This is a genomic window from Actinoplanes sp. NPDC049802 (genome assembly GCF_040656595.1).
Lineage (GTDB): Bacteria > Actinomycetota > Actinomycetes > Mycobacteriales > Micromonosporaceae > Actinoplanes.
In genome coordinates this window covers 1-17,151 of the sequence record NZ_JBFAMR010000113.1, presented here as the reverse complement: position 1 = coordinate 17,151, position 17,151 = coordinate 1, and the positions used below count along the sequence as shown (strand labels likewise).

The following is a 17,151-nucleotide window of genomic DNA, read 5'->3' as shown; positions in this document are numbered from 1 at the left end:
CAGCCCTCGCCGGACCGGCGACATCGTCGCCGCCGCGCTACACCTGACCCACTACGAATACAAATACCTATCCGGATCTTGTTGAGATCAGGTCATTGCGATCACCATTCCTCGTTCGTGGCGCACGTCATTGCGTTCTGGGGTAACTGCTGGTCACGGCAGTGATGAGGTCGTGTGATCGGCGGTCGGCGCGTCGGTTGGCGCGGGCGATGTTGGTGCCGCCGTTGATGCGGTGCCAGCCGATCGCGGTGTTACGCAGGGTGGCCATGACGGCGGGTCCGGTGCCGGTCCGGGCTTGCTGCAGATCCTCACGGAAGGTGACATCCCTGACGTTATGGACCTGATTCTCGATCAACCATTCTGCCCTCGCCCATTTCTGCAGGTCGGCTGGCTGGGCGTCGGCGGCGGGCAGGGACGTGATCAGGTAGACGGTCTCGCGGCTGGTCGCGCCGTCGACGGTGCGGGTCCGGATGATCCGGGCGGCCTGCTGGGCGCCCGGGAAGGCGATCCCACCCGGAATCTGCAGGGTAACGGCCTTGACCGTACGGGTCTCCTTGCGGCCGTGCCCGCGGTCGCGGGTGCGGTCACCGACCGGGATCTGCGCCCACGGGACGGCTTTGAGCTGGGCATGAAGGGTGGGCTGGTTCCCCTTCGCCTGCAGTAACAGGTGTGCCCCACGGCTGGTGATCTGCTCGGCGTGGCCGGTCTGGGTGTGCATCGCGTCGGCGACGAACGGAACCCCGGCCAGGCTGCCCAGGACCTTCTCGACGGCGGTGAGCAGCGGGGTGAATGCCGGGATTTCGTTCGATTTGGTGTCGACGGTGACCTGGGCCAGGACGATGCCAGTGCTGGTATCCAGCGCGGACAGCAGATGCACCTGGCGGCCTTCGGGCAGCCGGGCACCACGAAGCGTTTTGCCGTCGACGGCGATCACTGTCCGGTAGCGGCGCGGCCGGGCGGGTGCCGGCGTCGTCCGAGACCGCAGCCAGCCAGCCAGCACCGTGCTGATCAGGGCGGGGTCGAGGCGGGTCAGCAGCCGCCACATCGTCGTGCCGGCCGGCACGCCCCGGGTGAATCCGAGCCGGACCTGGTCGGGCTCGTCGAGGTCGTAGAGCCAGTCGATGATCGCGGCGAACGAGGTGGCGCCGGCCAGGACCGCGCAGACCGCGACGCTCAGCAATGCCGTGAGGGGATATCGGGTCCCGTGCGGGTTTCGTGGGTCCGGGATCCGGCCCAGGGCTTCGACGAGCCCGCCGTGTTCACTATCGGTGACCGGTGGTGCGGGCGTGTCGGTGCCGGGGGTTGTCACGGTCAGTGCGCAGATCAGAGATGATGACATCGCGGGTGGAGTTCCTCAGTGGTCGTGCAGCGTGAAGAACTCCATGATCATCTTGAGGGCTTCACCCGCTTCCACCGCCTCCACAGAGGCCAATCACCCCACGAAATACCTGCTCAGCGAATCATGGGCCGAGAACGCAACGGCCCTGCCAGTGGCCGGGCGTTGGCGATGCCCTGATGCGGACGATGCTCGTTGTAGAAGGCTTCGTACTCGCGTAGCGCGTGCAGTAGGTGTCGCTGGTTGAGGATCAAGGTCCGGTCGAGCAGTTCGCGGCGGCAGGTCCGTACCCAGCGTTCCATGATCGCGTTCATCCGCGGCGTCCGGAGGCCGGTGTGCACCATGGTGATGCCGGCGTCGGCCAGGATCGCATCGAACAGGGCCGGGTACTTGCCGTCCCGGTCCCGGATCAGGTACTTCACTCGGCAGCCGGTGTCCTCAAGATCCATGACCAGGTTCCGGGCGGCCTGGGTCACCCAGGCGACGGTCGGGTGCGCGGTCGCCCCGAGGACCCGGATCCGGCGGCCGGTGCGCTCGATGACCGCGAGGATGTACAGGCGGGTGCCGGTCAGGCTGATCGTGTCGAGGAAGTCGACGGCCAGGATCGCCTCGGACTGCGAGCGCAGGAACTGTGCCCAGGTCGTGGTAGCGCGGTCCGGGGCCGGATCGATTCCCTGCGCGTGCAGGATCTCCCAGATCGTGGACGCGGCGACCTTCACGCCGAGTACGAGGAGTTCGCCGTGCACACGCCGGTACGCCCAGGACGGATTCTCCGCCACCAGGCGCAACACCAGTGCACGGATCGAACGACAGTGGGCGGGCGTCCGCGCCGTCGGGGCCCGGACCTGGCTGCGTGGCGGCGGGCGTGCAGGTCGCGATGCCAGCGCAGCACCGTGTCCGGGCGCACCAGCAGCCGCAGGTTCCTCAGGGCCGGTCTGGACAGTGTGTTGAGTAGCGCGGCGAGCCAGACCCGGTCGGCCGGTTCGAAGCGGACCCGCTGCCCACCGAGTTGGCGCTGCAACACCGTAAGTTGATGCCGCAGCACGAGGATCTCGGTGTCCTTGTCGGGGTCACTGCCTGGCAGCAGCCGTAGCAACGCGAACGCGTTCGTGATCCCCAGGCAGGCCAGGCGCAGCAGTATGAGTCGGCATCATCGCGTAGCGCCGAGGGCCAGGGTCAACGGCTACCGACACCGGCAGCGAGCCACGATCGCCCCACCGCCCCAAGGTCCTCTGACCAGCACGGACGCATTTATCGGCAAGTACAGGGCCGGCCTGGCGTCATACCGGCCTGGTGTTCGTACAGCCAAACGGTGCGCCGTGGCACCCCGAACCATCCCCCGCGCGAGCTGATCACTCGCTCTGGTCGCTCCTGAATCCTGATTCACGAGCGACCAAAGCGAGGTAAGTTAACCGGAAATCTCAAATTTTCCCAGCTCAGCGCGGTGGGCCGCCAGGGACTCGAACCCTGAACCTAAGGATTAAAAGTCCTCAGCTCTGCCATTGAGCTAGCAGCCCGTAGCAGACAGAGTACCGGGGCATGACCTTGGAGCCCACCGGGATACCCCTGTAGACGTGTTTATGCAGCTCAGGGCAACCGTAGGCGACCCAGACGGGCCTGAAAGCCTTCCTCGCGTCATCTTCCGTCGTACGAGCAACTACGGCAGGTTCGGCGACGGAGCGACGTCGGAGCAGCCGCAACGCGAAGGAAGCTCCACCTGGACGACGGACCGGACAGCGATCGCTGCTTACTTGGCTCCCCGAGCAGGCAGCGCATCCGGTTGCCGCAGATGGCGCGGTACCCGCAACATCCTGGAAGTGGGTGTGCAATTGATTGCATACGATGTGCAACCGAAGTTGCGTTGCCTTCGAAGCGTGGTGGGAGACGTGGCTTCGCAGACTGTCGGCTTCGCGGTCGCGGATGAGGCTCGGGAGCGCCTGGACCGCTTGGTCGAGCACTTCGGTGGCGGGAACTGCTCGGCATAATTGCGCGCGACGCTGAAGGTGATGGAGTCGTTGCGCCGCGCGGAGCGACTCCGAGATCTTCAGGCAAGCAATCATCGCCGGTTGGCGGAGCAGGGCATCGCCGCCGAGGACCTTCCTGAGCTCATTCGGGAGGCGTACAAGGGTCCCAGAAGTGACGCTTCCTGGGCCGGTGGCGACTCCGGTCGTCTTCGATGTCAACGGGCTGGTGCAGGCGATCGCAACAGGCAACAGCCCGTACTTGTCGTGGCCGTCACCTCCGCCCACTTCGGGTAATCCCTTCGCGGACTGCTTAGGGATCATCAACGACGCTGCAGAGTTCGCGTTGTGCCTCTCGCCGCACATCCTCGACAACACGGTGCATGTTCTAAGTATGGTGGTCGGCTCACCGAAGGATGAGGCGGCGGACTACCAAGACATCCTGATCGAGATGGCCTAAGCCTCCGGCGGTGGTGTCCTGACGCCGCCACGCACCGTTCACGACTGTCGCGACCATGAAGACGATCTCGTTCTCGACCTGGCAGCCGAGGTCGGTGCCCTGCTGATCGTTTCGGAGGACATCGACCTGACAGCGATGTCACCCTGGCGGGGAGTGCCGGTTCTGCGGGCACGTGAGTTCACCGCAAGGGTGGAGGGCATGCGCCGACACAGTCGGCGTCGCTGACTCCGGACTGCTGGGTGTGCCCCTCGGCCGGAGCAGTGCTCGAATGGCCTATTCCGGTGTGACCACGCCCTCGCATTGCTGCGGCTGTTACCGATGAGCGACGGTGACAAGGACGCCGAGATCCTCGCTCTGCGTCACCAGATCATGGTGCTCGAACGGCAACTCGGTGGCGGACGGGTCCGGTGTGGCCAGATCGACGAGGCATTATCGACACTCGCGCGGTTCCTCGCCTCGGCGGCCGCCTACCCCAACGCCGAAAGCCCTGCCGCGATTACCGCCGACCGGCTGTTCGTCATGCTCAAGGGCCCGGGGCCGGGGTCGGCCGTTGGCGCCGGCCGCGCTCGATCAGATCCTGGAATCGGCCCGACAACGGGCCGGGGGACTCCGCCAACCTACCTGTCTACAAGGGACATCGACGAGCGGCGCAGGCCTTCGCTGGTGCGGGCCGCACCGCGACGCTAGGGTCTGTACGCACCCCGACGGCACCGCAACCGAGCGCTGATCGGTGTATCACGCTGCCCAGATTGGATAAACGTTGGCGCCTTCACCGGCCGACCTCACGAACACGCGACCCGATCCCAACACGGTTCCGGTGTCGACCGCAACCAGTCCCCGAAAGAGCCGGCAGCAGTCGATCAAGCGACGCGTCGTACGTTTGGTTCTCATCCCCAGTGTCGTCGCCCTGCTCCTGTGGTTCACCGCCTCCGGTTACCTGGTCTTCCAGGGCTTCTACAACCGGACGGTGGCCATCACGGTGCGCGAGGTCTCGATCCCCGCGGTCACCGCGCTCTCCTCGATCCAGCAAGAACGCCGTTACAGCATCGCATACCTCGCCCGCCCCTCGGTGGACCTCAAGCCACTGCTCGAGCAGCGTAAGCAGACCGATGGGCAACTCGCGAAGCTCCGTGACGTCGCCGACAGCGCGCTGGCCGCCGCACCGGACTCGATCCTGGAACGGTGGCGGACCCTGGTCGGCTATCTCGACCAGTTGCCGAGCACCCGCAGCGCGATCGACGCCCGGTCCACCGCAGGCGAGCAGGCGTACACGTTCTACAACGAGTTGCTCGACGCGGCGACGAGCTTTTTCGACGACCAGGCCCGCATCGTCCCGGACGCCGTTGCGGTACAGGGTGGCATCACGGCCACTGAACTGTTCCGCGCCAGCGACCTGATGTCCCGGGCCGCCTCGACGATGGACGGCGCGTTCGCCGCGAACGCCCTGGGCCGCCCGGCCCACCTGGAGTTCGTTCGGCTGGTCAACGCGTACCACCATCAGCTCCACCTGAGCCGTCCGCAGATGGAACCGCTGGTCCGCGAGCGGTTGCAGAGCATCGAGGCCAGCAGTGAGTGGCAGGCGCTGCTGGCCGCGGAGGACACGATCGTCGCGACGGGCGCCTGGCGCAAAGGCACGCCCGCCGCGCTCGGTGACGCCCGCAGCAAATGGGTGCAGATGACCAGTGCGGTTGCCGCGCAGTTGTCCGCGCTGACGGTCGACGAGGCCGACCAGGTCTCCGCCCGTACCCTGCGGACCGGAAACAACCAGCTGGTGACCGCCCTCATCGGCAGTCTGGTGGCGCTGTTGGTGGCGGTCGGCGCGATCCTCTGGGCTCTGCGTCAGTCGGCCGTCCTGGTCGATCGGGCCCTCTCGGTCCGCCTGTCCCGGCTGAGCAGTGACGCCGATGCCCTGGTCGACGAGCGCCTGCCGGCTGTCATGGACCGGCTGCGCCGCCGCGAACCGGTCGATCTGGCCGCCGAGTTCACCCCCCAGAACTACGGCAGCGACGAGATCGGCCAGGTGGCCGGCGTCCTCAACCGGTCACTGCGGGCCGCCGCCGAGGCCGCTGTCGACGAGGCGAAGGCGCGGGCCGCCGGTACCGCGATGCTGATGGGTGTCGCCCGCCGCCCGCAACGCCCCTTGCAGCGCGGCCTGAAGGTCATCGAGGACCTACAGGAGCGGATCGGCGACGAGACGTTGCTGAGCCACCTTTTCGACATCCACCACCAGCTCAACCAGACTCGGCGCTTCCTGGAGAACCTGGTCATCCTCGCTGGCGGGCAGATCGGCCGACGGTTCTCCAAGCCGATGCCGCTGCGCCGGGTGCTGCTGGCCTCCTTCGCCGAGGCGCACAACTACCAGCGGATCAGCCTGCGTAACACGACCGACGCGGCCCTGGTCGGGTACGCGGTCGCCGAGGTCATCCATCTGCTGGCGGAGCTGCTGGACAACGCACTGGCGTTCTCCCCGCCCCGGACGACCGTCTGGGTGACCGCGGTCAAGGTCAATCACGGTGTCGCGGTCGAGATCGAGGACGCCGGAGTGGGGATGAACGCTGACGCCGTGGAACGGGCGAACGCCCTGCTCGCCACGGCGCCCACCCCCGAAGTCACCGAACTGAAGGACGGCGCGCAGGTAGGCCTCTACGTCGTGGCGGAACTCGCCAAGCGGGAGGGTGTGCAGGTGAGCCTGCGCCGATCCGCCTACGGCGGTCTGCTCGCCATCGTGCTCCTGCCCGAACGCCTGCTCGTCACCGGAGCCTCCACCGCGGACGACGGAGACACGCGAGCTGGTATCAGGACGACGGCCCACGCCACAGCATCGCAGGTGGACAGCGATCCTCCGGTGCCGCACCGGGTCGCCGCCGCGGGGCCCGCCGTCCCACGGTCCGCGGTGGTTCTCCTGGAGCCCGATGCCGACCATCTGTCCGACGACACCGTAGGCGACCGCATGAGCCAACCAGAGCCGAGCAGCAGTGCCCGGGGCGGCGAACGTCCCGTGGCCCGGGGTGCCGGTGGCGCAGCCAAGCCGCGGTTGCCACAACGACAGCCGCAGCAGCACCTCGCGGCCGGCCTGCGAGATGACGCCCCGGCCGACGAACCCGCGAACGAGACGCCGGCGATGCGTTCGCCCGAGGTTGCCCGCAGCCGTTTCGAGCAGTACCAGAAAGGGCGGGCCGCCGGCCGTACGGCTGACCTCGCCGGAACAGAATTCCCAGATGAGCAAGGCAGGAACGCGTGACCAACTCGACCTCCTCTATCGAATTGCCCTGGATGCTCGACGAACTCGCCGAGCTGCCGCACGTCATCTCCGTGGTCGTGCTGTCCACCGACGGGCTGATCGTCCAGAAGTCGACCTCGATGGCGCAGGAACTGGCGGAGATCCTCGCTGCCGGCGCCTCCTCGATGTACAGCGTGGCCGCGGGAACCGGCCGCAGGTTCGCCAGCGGGGCGGTGCAACAGGTCGTCATCGAGTTCGACGAGCACACCCTGTTCATCGCGGCCGCCGGACAGAATGCACGGTTGGCGGTGCTCTGCGACCAGGACGTCGACATGGGCATGGTGGCGTACGAGGTGAGCCGGCTGGTCACCCGCATCGGTGACTATCTGAGTGCGCCGGACCGGTCGGCGCAGCCGGGCTCCGACGCCTCAGCAAGTCATGATTGACGACTGGGACGGCGACGACGAAACAGCGGCCGGACGGTTCCTCCCCCTGTACATCCTGGTCAACGGGAGAACCACTCCGCGGAACAGCAGTCTGGACCTCGCCACACAGGTCATCGCGCTCCCGGCGGACCTTTCCCGGGTCGAGCCTGAATACCTACAGATCCTGCATCGGTGCGAGAGCTGGATCTCGATCGCCGAGATCGGCGCATACCTGCACATCCCGCTCACGATCGTCAAAGTGATGGTCGACGTGTTGCTGGAACAGGGATATCTGGACAGTGGCGCCCCAGCGCAGCGGAGGGTCGTCGACCCGGCGCTGCTGGGTGCGGTCCTGGCCGGCCTGGAACGGCTCTAACTACAGGGACTGAGAAATGAAGCGCACATCAGTCAAGATAGTGGTGGCCGGTGGTTTCGGCACCGGCAAGACGACCCTGGTGGGCACGGTGAGTGAGATCGCCCCGCTGACCACTGAGGAGATCCTCACCGCGGCCAGCATCGGTGTGGACGATGTGACCGGTGTGGAGGCCAAGACCACCACGACCGTGGCACTGGACTTCGGGCGCATCACCATCAGCCCGGACGTGGTGCTCTACCTGTTCGGCACGCCCGGTCAGGACCGGTTCTGGTTCATGTGGGACGAGCTGGCGCAGGGTGCGATCGGGGCGATCGTGCTGGTCGACACCCGGCGGTTGGACAGCAGCTTCCCCGCCGTCGACTATTTCGAGCGACGGAAGATCCCCTTCGTGGCCGCGGTCAACCGGTTCTTCGGCGAGTGCCCGTACACCGAGGAGGAGATCCGTGGTGCGCTGGAGCTCAGCCAGGACATTCCCCTGGTGTGGCTCGATGCGCGGGATCGCGCGTCGAGCAAGCTGGCGCTGGTCGCCCTCGTCCGGCACTCGATGTCGAATCTGACGGTGGCGCCGGCGCGGTGAGATCATGTGCTGCTCGCCCCGGAGGTGGGCCATAGGCAGGCGGGATCACGCCGCCGGCTGCGGGCAGCCGGCGGCGTGTTCTGCAGCCTGGTTCACCGTCTCAGGCCAACGGCTCCAGACGCACCTTGAAATGACGTAACTGTGCAGGCGCCGAGACGATCCGGTAGCCACGGATCCGCTCGGGGTCCTTCGCGATCCTCGCCAGCACAGCGGCGACGTACACGAAATGTTCCTCGGTGTAGACCCGGCGCGGGATCGCCAACCGGACCAGCTCGAAGGGCGCTGGGCTGATCAGCTGGCTCCCGGCGTCGAGGGTGCCCAGGTACAGCGACCCCAGTTCAGCGCAGCGGATACCACCGTCGAGATAGAGTTGGCAGCCGAGCGAGTGCCCGGGGAACTCCGCCGGCGACAGGTGCGGAAGCAGCCGGCCGGCGTTGAGATAAAGGGCGTGGATGCCGGCGGGCTGAATGGTGTCCACCCCGGCGTCGTTGATCATGCGGGCGAACCGTGCGGTCTGCTCGGCGCGTGCCGCCAGGTACATCGGGTCCACCACCTCGCGCAGGCCCTGCCCGAGGCGTTCCAGATCGTGTCCGGCCAGTCCACCGTAGGTGGAGAATCCCTCGGTGGCGATCAGGTTGGTCTCACAGCGGACGAAGAGGTCGTCGTCGCGGAGCCCGATCAGGCCGCCGATCGCGGTGAGGCCGTCCTTCTTCAGGCTGATCAGGCAGCCGTCGGCGAGTTGGAAAGCCCGGGTGGCGATCTGCCGGGGGGACCATTCCTGGTAGCCGGCCTCCTTCTGCCGCACGAGCCAGGCGTTCTCGGCGAACCGGGCCGCGTCCAGGAAGAACGGAACCCCGTACCGGCTACAGAGGGCCGCGACTGCCTCCAGGTTGGCCATGGAGACCGGCTGTCCGCCCAACCCGTTGTTGGTGATCGTCATGAGCACCAGGCCGACTCGCGGGCCGTCCGGGCCGGCCAGAGTCTGTTCCAGCGCGGTCACGTCGATGTTGCCCTTGAACGGCTCGGTGCTGTCCAGATCGGCGGCCTCGGCGCAGGGCAGATCGCGTGCCTCGGCACCAGCCAAGACGACGTTGGCATGGGTGGTGTCGAAGTGGGTGTTGCTGAGACAGATCTGCCCCGGGCGCAGCAGGCTCGAGAACAGGATGCGTTCACCGGCCCGACCCTGGTGCACCGGCAGCAGATGGGGGTATCCGGTCAGTTCCGCGGCCTCGTCGCGGAAGCGGAACCACGAGCGGGCTCCGGCGTACGACTCGTCGCCGAGCGCGGCCGCGGCCTCCTGCGCGGACGACGTCGCCCCGGTTCCCGAGTCCGAGAGCAGATCCACGGTGATCTGGTCGGAGCGCAGGTTGAACGGGTTGTACCCGGCGGCGGTGATGGCCTCGCGTCGCTCCTGAGGCGAGAGGAACGGGATCGGTTCCACCACCTTGATCCGGTACGGCGGCGGAAGCGGGATGTCATGGGGCAGCAACAGGGCTCCTCAGGCAGGGACCGACAGCGGCCGAGGCGGCGTCACCTGATACGCCTCGGAGGACAGGTAGACCGTCATCCCCGGGCGCGGCGGGCCGAGCCGTAGCGAGACGTGGGCGAGCAGTCCGACACCGTTGTCGAGCGGCCGGTCAGTGACAGCGCTGATCGCCCGGTTGAGGAAGGCGGGATCGAAGCCGTAGCGGCCGAGCAACGGCAGCAGGCGCCCGTACGCCTGCTGGTCGTCGTCGACATAGTCCCGGATCGGCATATAGATGCTGTAACCGACCGGCCGGGCCGCACCCTCGACGAAGGTGTAGCTGCCCACCAGCGGCCGACCGTCGAATTGGGCGGCGTCTCCGCTGGTCACACAGAAGTCGGCAACCTCGGCAGGGTCGACGCCGTCGACTGCGGCGGCGGCGCGAGCCACATCCTCCGGCCTGGCGTCGTGGTGCGAGAGGTAGAGCTTCACCCGGGCCTGCGGCCCGTCGTGCAGGTCGAGGGCGAAGAACGTCAGGCGGTCCCGGCGGCCCAGTTCGCCCGGGCGGACGGCTCGGCCGAGCATGCTCGCGTACGCGGAATCGAGTCCCAGCCGGCGCAGGGCTACCGCCACGATTTCCGCTGCGTGTTCGACGCCGGCCAGCTCGGGATTGAAATAGACCTTGAACTCCGGTTGCAGGCCGGCCCGGAACACCAGGGATATCCAGAGCCCGAAATCACCCTGCGGATCGTCGCTGGTGAACAGGTCCCGGACCATGTCGAGCCGGTGGGTGGAAAGACTGAACCGGTCGGCGTAGCGCTGTAGGAATTCGAAGGTGGCCGCCATGTTCTCGGACACTCCCGAAACGGGCGCCAGCACCTCGGCGAGAATTCGCAGGGCCGGCGGTTCGGTTTTGTTGTAGGCGAGCGAGAACTCGATCGGTGTGTGATCGTCAGCGACGCCGGATGCCCAGACCGGTGGGGCCGAGAGGGGGCGCGCGCCGTGCTCGCCGAGGATCCCGGACAACAACTCCAGCGGAGTGGCCGGGTCTATGCCGACGACGCGGCAGAGCCCTTCGAGTTGGTTACCGAGCCGATCCATTACTGACAAGTCCTGCATCACGACCCCTGTTCCCGACAGCCGTCGACTGCCCGGTCGCCCGGCTCCCTTCGATCGACGTGTCCGTATTTGTTTCGCGGTCGCGGGTGCCACCAATGATCACCCGCGTTCGTCGATCGTCCTGTGGATCATGAACTGAAGTCGAGGGAGAGATGGATCACAGTGGACAGTGGGACGCCATCTCGTCACCGTCCGCAGTGGCCGGCGGCTGCCGCCTGCGAGGCGAGCCGGAGGGCCCAGCTCAATGCGCTTCCATTGACGTGGGGCCGAGGGTGGTGATAGGCAAGATCAAACAAGGGAGTTCATGGATGACGACAGATATGCGAGAGTTGTTCGCTATACACCCGGCGCACCTGATGGGTCGATACTTGAACGGAGCCTCGGGGTGTTTGCCCGCTCTGACCAGTGAGGACGCCGATCCGTCGACGCCAGGCAGGACGTAGGCGATCGAGGTTGTGACGCGCCTGTGAATCCGCAGTTACTTTGGGCTACTGGCGCACCCTTGGCCGGATGTGTAGCGTCAGGCTCCCCGTGAGCGGCTCGTCGAGTCGCCCGCAAACTTTCCGTATCTGATCAGACCGGCGATCTGATCTGACGAAGGCTCGTTCTCGGACGTCGCGCCTACGGGGAACCGTCGCTCTTTCAGCCTTCTTCTACTGAACTGCCACGCACTCATCGTCCGGGATATCTAGCACGGAATCGGAAAATCGTGGAACACGTAATTCTTCTCAATGAGTCCGGCGAAGCGCAAGGGCTGGCTGACAAACAAACCGTACACACTGACGCGACGCCACTGCACCTCGCATTCTCCTGTTACGTTTTCGACGCCGCCGGTCGATTCCTGGTATCCCAGCGGGCGCTGCACAAGAAGACGTGGCCGGGCATCTGGACCAATAGCGTCTGCGGCCATCCCCAGCAGGGCGAGCCGATTGCCGACGCCGTCCGCCGCCGCGCGGCCTTCGAGCTGGGAATCACGCTGCACACGGTCCGGCTCGTGCTGCCCGCCTTCCGCTATCGGGCGGAACTGCACGGTGTCGTGGAGAACGAGATGTGCCCGGTCTTCTCGGCGACGGCCGGCACCGACGTGCGGCCCCATCCCGACGAGGTCGCCGCAACCCGTTGGCTACCCTGGCTCGACTTCGTCCGCGACGTCTCGGCCTCACCGGCCGACTACTCGCCGTGGTGCCGTCTCCAGATCGAGCAGCTCACCGCCCTCGGGGCCACCCCCGACAGGTGGCCCACGGGTGACCCCGCCCTTCTTCCGCCTGCCGCGTACACCGCGATCTCCTGAGCCTCGATCGGCCGGGCTGGTGAACCCCGGCACGGTGGTGGTGATCGCCGCACTCCACGCGTTCCGGCGGGCGCCGGAACTCAAGGGGCGGAGCATCTATTGACCCGCAGCTGCGGGCACCGTCCACCAGACGGCAGACAGCAGCCCATCCCCTCGCCAGATGTTTGAGAGCCTCTCAGAGACCGGCCAGCAGATACTCCCGCACCTGCCCCCGCGCCTGGTGGATCCGCGACTTGACGGTCCCTTCGGGGATTCCCAGATGGGTGGCGATCTCTTTGTAGTCCAACTGGCAGATGTCCCGCAGCACCATCGGCGCGACGAGATCGGCCCGGGTCGCCTCGAGCCGTTCGAGGGCGTCGAGCAGGTCGAGCCGGGATCCGGCGATCACGCTGGTGGTGCGTGCGTCGGCCACGTCGACCGGCATCTCTCCGTACCCCTGCTCGGCGGCCCGCCGTTTGAGGGTCCGATACGTCTGCCGCGACCCGTTGGCGATGATCACGTGCAGCCAGGTGCTGAATCTGGACCGGCCCTCGAATCCGCCGATGTTCCGCGCCACCTGCATGAGCACGTCCTGGCAGGCTTCTTCGGCGTCCTGATAGCACGGCAGGAACCGCGCGCACCGGCGCAGGACGCTCGGCTGGATCGCGGCCAGCAGCATCTCGAGCGCGTTCTTGTCGCCCGCGGCCGCCCGCCGGGCAAGTTCTTCCTGTTGTTCGTCTCGCACGCCGTCCCCGTCCCCGATTCACCGACGCTGATAATACGAACGTGCAAGTACCTACCTTGATCGGCCGCTACCGGATCATCGAGCGTCTCGGGTCCGGCGCGTTCGCCACCGTGTGGCTCGCGGAGGATGACGTCCTGGAGTCCCGGGTCGCGGTCAAGATCCTCGCCGAGAACTGGGCGCATCATCCGGATGTGCGGGCCCGGTTCGAGCAGGAGGCGCAGGTGTTGCGCCGGGCCGATTCGGAGCGGTTGGTCCGGGTTCACGATTTCGGTGAGCTGCCGGACGGCCGCCCGTACCAGGTGATGACGTACGCGGCAGGCGGCACCCTCCAGGACCGCCTGGAGCAGGGCCTGATGCCGGTTCGGAAGGCGCTGCGCACCGCCAGCGACATCGCCCACGCAGTGAGTGTGCTGCACGACTCCGGGGTCCTGCACCGTGACTTGAAGCCGTCTAACGTCCTCTTCGACACGGTCCGCGGCCGCGAGCGGGTGCTGGTCGCCGACCTGGGGTTGGCGAAGGAGATCGCGCATGCCTCCGGTTTCACGGTGGTGGCGGGCACGCCCGGTTACATGGCCCCCGAGCAGCAACTCCCGGGCGGCGGCCTGGATGTACGCGCCGACGTGCACGCGATCGGCGCGATGACCTATCAGATGTTGACGGGCCGTCCTCCGCAGGCGGGCCGCACGGCGCCGTCGAAGTTGCGTACCGGGATCTCCCGGGAGGTGGACCGGGTGGTGATGCGGGCCTTGGACGCGGACCGGGATCGCCGCTGGCCGTCGACAGCAGCGTTCGCGAAGGCTCTGGACGCTTCGGCGGCAGCCGCTCCGAGCCGCGTGCTGCGGTTCTTGCGGCACAGTGTCGGTGGCGTGGTGGCGCTGACTCTGCTGGCCTGTGCGGGCGGCACGACGGCTGTGGGCGCGATCCCGTACGGCTGGGTGCGGGTGTCGGACGCGGAGAAGCAGTTGTCGCTCGCGGTGCCGGGCGAGTGGGCCCGTCAGCTGCGGGATTCGGGCTGGAACAGTTCGGCCGTGGGCATGCCGTCCGGCCCGGAGCCGGGCCTCCAGATCGGCGCCGACCTGGGCTCGGAGATTTCGCCGGGGGTGTTCGCCGGGGTCAGCCCCTGGCTGGCCCCGGGTAGCACCGCGAAGATTCCGTCGCATCCGGGCTGTCAGCGTGGCAGCGATCGGCTGGTCTCGGTCAGCGACTACACCGGACGGATCCAGCAGTGGAACGGCTGTTCCGGCGGCACCGTCTCGTATCGAGAGATACTCCTGACCCGGGCCGGCGAGAGAGGGGTGTATCTCCAGATCCGGCAGACCGGCGGTGAGGACCGCACCGATGAGGTGCTCCGCACTCTGCGGGTCACTCATTCGTAGCAGTTCTGCCGCTCGTGTTCGAGGCCGAGTTGGAAGACCTTGCTGTCCCGGAAGTCGAACCGGTAGTGGACGATCGTGTACTTGTCCTTGGTACCCGCATAGGCGGCGCCGTCGCCTTCGAACTCAACCATGCCGGCGATGTCCGGGATGGTGAAGTCGGAGTAGGCCTCTTTCACCTGCGCCAGCGTGCTGCCGACCCGGATGCCTTCGGGCGTGGCGGTCCGGCCTTCGCCCGGGATGTAGACGACGCCGCGGTCGGTGGAGTGGGCGATCTTAACGTCGGCGGTCTTCAGCTTCGAGTATCCGCACCCCTCCTCGACGCGGTCGACCGTCTTCAGCTGGCCGGTCGCGGCGGCCTCGTCCAGACTCATCCCGATCTTCACCTTGCCGTAGCCGGTCGGTCCGAGCACCAGGGCGGTGCTGGTCCTGGACGGCTTCGACGAGGGTGTGCTGCTGGGCGAGGCCGCCGGCGCGGAGGTCATGGATGGGGAAGGCGAGGAGGCGGAAGAGGGGGAGAAGGTGGGGGCGGCTGTCCCCACCGGCCCGGCCTGACCGCCCACGTTCTCCGGGGAGTCGGAACATCCGGCGGCCAGGGTCACAGCGGCCACCACCGCGAGGACCAGGATCGTGCGTCGCATCGTCGTCTACCTGCTTTCCGTATCTCGGTCGTTCACATGGTGCGATGCGTCCGCAGGCGGCCCGGTTCGGGTTCCGATATCACGGATACATAACGGACTCGCGGGTGTTCAGCATCTAGTCATCCGATAGTCAGGTCGATCAGGGATCGTCATGATCCATGCAACGGACCACCGGCCTTGCCGCTCTCGTCGCCCTCACGACCCTCGCCGCGGGTGCCCCGGCGTACGCGGCCGATCGCCCGCTCCGGAAGATCTCCGCTGCCGTCGAGACGCCCGCGCTCTTCGACGACGAGGCGGGCGGCGACGCCGACGCGGACGACCCGGCGATCTGGATCAACGCGGCCGACCGGTCACGCAGCCTGGTCATCGGCACCGCCAAGAACGGCGGCCTGCGCGTCTACGACCTCAAGGGCCGGGAGATCCAGGCGATCGCCACGCCCGAGGGCGGCCGCTTCAACAACGTCGACGTCCTGACCGGCTTCACGTTCGGCAAGCGCAAGGTCGACGTCGCCGTAGTCACCGATCGCGGCCTGGACAAGCTGCGCATCTACAAGATCGAGGCGAACGGCCTGACCGACATCACGTCGGCCGACGCCCCGCTGTTGTTCTCGAAGGACCAGGCGGAGGTCGAGGAGCAGGCGACCGGTTACGGTGTCGCCGTCTACGACCGGTACGCCGTGGTGAGCCGCCGGCACAGCACCCGTCTCGGCATCTTCCGCCTGGAGGAACGCAACGGGAAGGTCACCTACCGCACCACCGACACCCTGGACCTGCCGCGCGAGTTCCGCCTGCCGAACGGCGCCACCTGGACCCCGTGCCTGGAGCCGGGCGAGGATCCGCAGGTGGAGGGCATGGTCGTGGACGCCGCGGCGGGCGTGCTCTACGCCGCCCAGGAGGATGTCGCCCTGTGGCGGATCAACCTGGCCGGCGGTACGTTCAGCAGCATCCCGCGAATGGTGGAGCGGGTCCGCGAGTTCGGCGAGCCGGCCACCTACGACCCCGAGTCGGAGGAGTGCACGGTCGAGTACACGAACGGCTTCGGCGGCCGCATCTCCGCCGACGTCGAGGGCGCGACCGTCTACCCGACCGGCAAACGGGACGGCTACCTGATCGTTTCCAGCCAGGGCGACAGCCGCTTCTTCGTCTACGACCGCCGCACCAACAAGCCGCTGACCATCTTCTCCGTCGTCGACGGCAAGCACGCGGACGGCGTCCAGCACTCCGACGGCGCCGCCGCGACGGCCGTCTCGCTCCCCGGCTACCCGAAGGGCCTCCTGGTCCTGCACGACGGCGAGAACACCCCGAACAACGACCGCACCAGCACCAACTTCAAGTTCGTCGACTGGCGCGCGCTCAACCTGCCGTCCTGACCAACATCAGACGGGCCTTCCGCTTTCCGCAGCGGAAGGCCCAACCCCTTTTCTGGTACGGCTACGCCGCCCCCGAACGCACCAGACAGTCCCCGGCTTCGCCGCGACCGGCCATTCCCGTGTTCGCCCCCGTAACGGCACAGCCAACCGTGCCCCGCGTCGCCGTGTCCTCATGCGATGACGTCCGGTGTCCTCGGTTCGCGGCTGCGGATCGCGGGGTCAGTTCCAGTAACGCAGCACGGCCGCGTACAGCTCGTCGGCGTTGCACCGCAGTCCCGTGGCACTGAGATGCACCCCGGAGAACCCGGCGCTCTGGTTGATCCGGTGCAGCATGGCGGTCCCGCCGGTCAGGAACTCCCGCTCGAACGCCTCATCGACGTCCAGGACCACGAAGCGCTGCCGCTGCACCTTCACCTCGCGCACGCGCCGCACCACCGTCCACGGGATGAGCTGGTTCGACAGACGTACGTCCCGAACGCCGTCCGGCCCGATCTCCACGACCGGCCCGCGCTGAAGCAGCTGCCGTCCGACCTTGACCAGGCCGATCCCGAAGAACAGCATTCCGAGAAGCCCGATCCCCAGTTGAAGGAGCGATCCAACAGCCGGCAGCCCCGGCAGCGCGTCGACAACGACGAACCCGGACGCACAGATGAGCGCCACAGCACCCAGAAGCAGCCCGAGACTCTTCGGCACCGACCGATGAACAACCATCGTGGCGTCCGTCCCTTTCACGACCAAAAAAGAAAGGCCCACCCCGTGTGGGGTGGGCCTTTCTATCACGTTGAGTCCGGCGGCGTCCTACTCTCCCACACC

General features: G+C 67.2%; 16 protein-coding genes and 1 tRNA gene. 9 read left to right on the top strand and 8 right to left on the bottom strand.

Annotated elements, in window-relative coordinates; genetic code table 11:
• Positions 1-127: 127 nt before the first annotated feature.
• The 3 genes from AB0I88_RS38625 to AB0I88_RS38615 form a co-directional block, all read right to left on the bottom strand.
• Complete coding sequence (locus tag AB0I88_RS38625; RefSeq protein WP_361036771.1) at positions 128-1,339, bottom strand: ISAs1 family transposase; 1,212 nt, start codon at positions 1,337-1,339, stop codon at positions 128-130.
• 113 nt (positions 1,340-1,452) lie between these two features.
• Positions 1,453-2,127 carry an integrase core domain-containing protein gene (locus AB0I88_RS38620; RefSeq protein WP_361036769.1) on the bottom strand — a complete coding sequence of 225 codons (675 nt, stop codon included), beginning with the start codon at positions 2,125-2,127 and terminating at the stop codon, positions 1,453-1,455.
• A 654-nt stretch (positions 2,128-2,781) separates the two neighbouring features.
• Positions 2,782-2,853, bottom strand: a tRNA-Lys gene (locus AB0I88_RS38615).
• 637 nt (positions 2,854-3,490) lie between these two features.
• Here AB0I88_RS38615 and AB0I88_RS38610 point away from each other — a divergent pair.
• The 6 genes from AB0I88_RS38610 to AB0I88_RS38585 all read left to right on the top strand — a co-directional run bounded on the left by AB0I88_RS38610 (position 3,491) and on the right by AB0I88_RS38585 (position 8,355).
• Positions 3,491-3,757 (top strand): hypothetical protein, encoded by a 267-nt coding sequence (locus AB0I88_RS38610; RefSeq protein ID WP_361036767.1) that lies wholly within the window; start codon positions 3,491-3,493, stop codon positions 3,755-3,757.
• A 318-nt stretch (positions 3,758-4,075) separates the two neighbouring features.
• Complete coding sequence (locus AB0I88_RS38605) at positions 4,076-4,444, top strand: hypothetical protein (RefSeq protein WP_361036765.1); 369 nt, start codon at positions 4,076-4,078, stop codon at positions 4,442-4,444.
• A gap of 193 nt (positions 4,445-4,637) precedes the next feature.
• Positions 4,638-6,998 carry a nitrate- and nitrite sensing domain-containing protein gene (locus tag AB0I88_RS38600; protein WP_361036763.1) on the top strand — a complete coding sequence of 787 codons (2,361 nt, stop codon included), beginning with the start codon at positions 4,638-4,640 and terminating at the stop codon, positions 6,996-6,998.
• Positions 6,995-7,423, top strand: coding sequence for a roadblock/LC7 domain-containing protein (locus AB0I88_RS38595; RefSeq protein ID WP_361036761.1), 429 nt, complete (start codon positions 6,995-6,997; stop codon positions 7,421-7,423). Before AB0I88_RS38600 ends, AB0I88_RS38595 begins: the two co-directional genes overlap by 4 nt.
• A complete protein-coding gene (locus AB0I88_RS38590; RefSeq protein ID WP_361036759.1) occupies positions 7,416-7,778 on the top strand; it encodes a DUF742 domain-containing protein in 363 nt (120 codons plus the stop codon). Before AB0I88_RS38595 ends, AB0I88_RS38590 begins: the two co-directional genes overlap by 8 nt.
• Positions 7,779-7,794: 16 nt before the next feature.
• Entirely contained in the window at positions 7,795-8,355 is a 561-nt protein-coding gene (locus AB0I88_RS38585; protein WP_361036757.1) for an ATP/GTP-binding protein, read from the top strand.
• A gap of 100 nt (positions 8,356-8,455) precedes the next feature.
• On the opposite strand, the gene AB0I88_RS38580 is transcribed toward AB0I88_RS38585, so the two are convergent.
• Positions 8,456-9,844, bottom strand: coding sequence for a tryptophanase (locus AB0I88_RS38580; protein WP_361036755.1), 1,389 nt, complete (start codon positions 9,842-9,844; stop codon positions 8,456-8,458).
• Positions 9,845-9,853: 9 nt separating this feature from the next.
• Complete coding sequence (locus tag AB0I88_RS38575; RefSeq protein ID WP_361036773.1) at positions 9,854-10,939, bottom strand: tryptophan dimethylallyltransferase family protein; 1,086 nt, start codon at positions 10,937-10,939, stop codon at positions 9,854-9,856.
• Between the two features lie 709 nt (positions 10,940-11,648).
• On the opposite strand from AB0I88_RS38575, the gene idi reads away from it, so the two are divergent.
• On the top strand, positions 11,649-12,230 hold the full coding sequence (gene idi / locus AB0I88_RS38570; RefSeq protein WP_361036753.1) for an isopentenyl-diphosphate Delta-isomerase: 582 nt from the start codon (positions 11,649-11,651) through the stop codon (positions 12,228-12,230).
• 175 nt (positions 12,231-12,405) lie between these two features.
• Here the strand turns inward: idi and AB0I88_RS38565 are convergent, their stop codons facing one another.
• The gene (locus tag AB0I88_RS38565; RefSeq protein WP_361036751.1) at positions 12,406-12,954 is read right to left on the bottom strand and encodes an RNA polymerase sigma factor; all 549 of its coding nucleotides are present in this window, start codon (positions 12,952-12,954) and stop codon (positions 12,406-12,408) included.
• 41 nt (positions 12,955-12,995) lie between these two features.
• On the opposite strand from AB0I88_RS38565, the gene AB0I88_RS38560 reads away from it, so the two are divergent.
• Positions 12,996-14,330, top strand: a complete 1,335-nt coding sequence (locus tag AB0I88_RS38560; protein WP_361036749.1) for a serine/threonine-protein kinase — start codon at positions 12,996-12,998, stop codon at positions 14,328-14,330.
• Here the strand turns inward: AB0I88_RS38560 and AB0I88_RS38555 are convergent.
• Positions 14,321-14,968, bottom strand: a complete 648-nt coding sequence (locus tag AB0I88_RS38555; RefSeq protein WP_361036747.1) for a hypothetical protein — start codon at positions 14,966-14,968, stop codon at positions 14,321-14,323. The genes AB0I88_RS38560 and AB0I88_RS38555 overlap by 10 nt on opposite strands.
• A gap of 158 nt (positions 14,969-15,126) precedes the next feature.
• Between AB0I88_RS38555 and AB0I88_RS38550 the strand changes: the two genes are divergently transcribed.
• The gene (locus AB0I88_RS38550; RefSeq protein WP_361036745.1) at positions 15,127-16,338 is read left to right on the top strand and encodes a phytase; all 1,212 of its coding nucleotides are present in this window, start codon (positions 15,127-15,129) and stop codon (positions 16,336-16,338) included.
• 219 nt (positions 16,339-16,557) lie between these two features.
• Here AB0I88_RS38550 and AB0I88_RS38545 read toward each other — a convergent pair whose 3' ends face one another.
• Positions 16,558-17,049 carry an STM3941 family protein gene (locus tag AB0I88_RS38545; protein WP_361036743.1) on the bottom strand — a complete coding sequence of 164 codons (492 nt, stop codon included), beginning with the start codon at positions 17,047-17,049 and terminating at the stop codon, positions 16,558-16,560.
• Positions 17,050-17,151 lie beyond the last annotated feature (102 nt).